Annotated in this window: 2 rRNA genes; both read right to left on the minus strand. The window is 48.2% G+C overall.

What is annotated here, in order from left to right:
* Position 1: 1 nt before the first annotated feature.
* A 5S ribosomal RNA gene (rrf, locus tag ACVQ8P_RS00285) occupies positions 2 to 117 on the minus strand.
* Positions 118 to 203: 86 nt separating this feature from the next.
* Positions 204 to 3,123: ribosomal RNA gene (locus tag ACVQ8P_RS00290) — 23S ribosomal RNA — on the minus strand.
* Between the last annotated feature and the right edge of the window lie 122 nt (positions 3,124 to 3,245).

Below are 3,245 nucleotides of genomic sequence, written 5' to 3' on the forward strand. Positions count from 1 at the left end.
AGCATGGCAACGTCCTACCCTCGCAGGGGGCGACCCCCAACTACTCTTGGCGCTAAGAAGCTTAACTTCTGTGTTCGACATGGGAACAGGTGTATCCTTCTTGCTATCGCCACCACACTCTTTTTTTTGAGAAAACTTATTCTCTCAAAACTAGCTAATATTTATCATTGATTTTTAAGCCGTACACCGATACACACCACTTTGTGGTTAAGTCCTCGACCGATTAGTATTGGTCCGCTCCATACATCACTGTACTTCCACTTCCAACCTATCTACCTGATAATCTTTCAGGGGTCTTACTTCCATAAAGGAATGGGAAATCTAATCTCGAGGTGAGCTTCACACTTAGATGCTTTCAGCGTTTATCTCATCCATACATAGCTACCCAGCGATGCCCTTGGCAGAACAACTGGTACACCAGAGGTATGTCCATCCCGGTCCTCTCGTACTAAGGACAGCTCCTCTCAAATTTCCTACGCCCGCGACGGATAGGGACCGAACTGTCTCACGACGTTCTGAACCCAGCTCGCGTACCGCTTTAATGGGCGAACAGCCCAACCCTTGGGACCGACTACAGCCCCAGGATGCGATGAGCCGACATCGAGGTGCCAAACCTCCCCGTCGATGTGGACTCTTGGGGGAGATAAGCCTGTTATCCCCAGGGTAGCTTTTATCCGTTGAGCGATGGCCCTTCCATACGGAACCACCGGATCACTAAGCCCGACTTTCGTCCCTGCTCGACCTGTAAGTCTCGCAGTCAAGCTCCCTTGTGCCTTTACACTCTGCGAATGATTTCCAACCATTCTGAGGGAACCTTTGGGCGCCTCCGTTACCTTTTAGGAGGCGACCGCCCCAGTCAAACTGCCCACCTGACACTGTCTCCCACCACGATTAGTGGCGAGGGTTAGAGTGTTCATACAACGAGGGTAGTATCCCACCAATGCCTCCTCCGAAACTAGCGTTCCGGTCTCTACGGCTCCTACCTATCCTGTACAAGTTATACAAACACTCAATATCAAGCTACAGTAAAGCTCCATGGGGTCTTTCCGTCCTGTCGCGGGTAACCCGCATCTTCACGGGTATTATAATTTCACCGAGTCTCTCGTTGAGACAGTGCCCAAATCGTTACGCCTTTCGTGCGGGTCGGAACTTACCCGACAAGGAATTTCGCTACCTTAGGACCGTTATAGTTACGGCCGCCGTTTACTGGGGCTTCAATTCTGGGCTTCGCCGAAGCTAACTCATCCTCTTAACCTTCCAGCACCGGGCAGGCGTCAGCCCCTATACGTCATCTTACGATTTTGCAGAAACCTGTGTTTTTGATAAACAGTCGTTTGGGCCTATTCACTGCGGCTGACCTTTCGGTCAGCACCCCTTCTCCCGAAGTTACGGGGTCATTTTGCCGAGTTCCTTAACGAGAGTTCTCTCGCACACCTTAGGATACTCTCCTCGACTACCTGTGTCGGTTTGCGGTACGGGTAGTTATATTCTAACTAGAAGCTTTTCTTGGCAGTGTGACATCAGTTACTTCGCTACTTAATTTCGCTCCCCATCACAACTTGTCCTTAAAGTTAAGCATTTAACTCAACTTCAAACTTGTTGCTTGGACGCACATATCCATCAGTGCGCTTTCTTAGCCTGCTGCGTCCCTCCATCGTTCAAACAAATATAACTAGTACAGGAATCTCAACCTGTTATCCATCGTCTACGCCTCTCGGCCTCGACTTAGGTCCCGACTAACCCTGGGAGGACGAGCCTTCCCCAGGAAACCTTAGTCATTCGGTGGACAGGATTCTCACCTGTCTTTCGCTACTCATACCGGCATTCTCACTTCTAAGCGCTCCACTAGTCCTTACGGTCTAGCTTCATTGCCCTTAGAACGCTCTCCTACCACGGAACCCTAATGGGTTCCATCCACAATTTCGGTAACATGTTTAGCCCCGGTACATTTTCGGCGCAGAATCACTCGACTAGTGAGCTATTACGCACTCTTTAAATGGTGGCTGCTTCTGAGCCAACATCCTAGTTGTCTATGCAATTCCACATCCTTTTCCACTTAACATGTATTTTGGGACCTTAATTGGTGGTCTGGGCTGTTTCCCTTTCGACTACGGATCTTATCACTCGCAGTCTGACTCCCGGATATAAATCAATGGCATTCGGAGTTTATCTGAATTCAGTAACCCTAGATGGGCCCCTAGTCCAAACAGTGGCTCTACCTCCATGATTCTTAATTCCGAGGCTAGCCCTAAAGCTATTTCGGAGAGAACCAGCTATCTCCAAGTTCGTTTGGAATTTCTCCGCTACCCACACCTCATCTCAGCATTTTTCAACATACATGAGTTCGGTCCTCCAGTGCGTTTTACCGCACCTTCAACCTGGACATGGGTAGGTCACTTGGTTTCGGGTCTACGTCTACTTACTATGGCGCCCTATTCAGACTCGCTTTCGCTACGGCTCCGTCTTATCAACTTAACCTCGCAAGCAAACGTAACTCGCCGGTTCATTCTACAAAAGGCACGCTATCACCCATTAACGGGCTCTAACTATTTGTAGGCACATGGTTTCAGGAACTATTTCACTCCCCTTCCGGGGTGCTTTTCACCTTTCCCTCACGGTACTGGTTCACTATCGGTCACTAGGGAGTATTTAGCCTTGGGAGATGGTCCTCCCGGATTCCGACGGAATTTCTCGTGTTCCGCCGTACTCAGGATACTGCTCTGAGAGATTTTCATTTAGCGTACGGGGCTATCACCCTCTACGGCGAGTCTTCCCAGACTCTTCTGCTATAAAAATCTTTGGTAACTCAAATGAGCAGTCCTACAACCCCAAGAAGCAAGCTTCTTGGTTTGGGCTCTTCCCTGTTCGCTCGCCGCTACTTAGGGAATCGATTTTTCTTTCTATTCCTGCAGGTAATTAGATGTTTCAGTTCCCTGCGTTTACCTCTATATAACCTATGTATTCAGTTAATAGTAACAGTCGATTAAAACTGCTGGGTTCCCCCATTCGGAAATCTCCGGATCAAAGCTTACTTACAGCTCCCCGAAGCATATCGGTGTTAGTCCCGTCCTTCATCGGCTCCTAGTGCCAAGGCATTCACCATGCGCCCTTGATAACTTAACCTAACTTTACATAAAGCAAAGTGGTTTTGTTAAGAACTACGTTCTTAACTAATAAAACGCGGTGTTTCTCGGCTTATTGCTTAAAAATTTAATAAATATTATCTAGTTTTCAAAGAACAAATT

This window comes from Dellaglioa sp. BT-FLS60 (assembly GCF_054941065.1).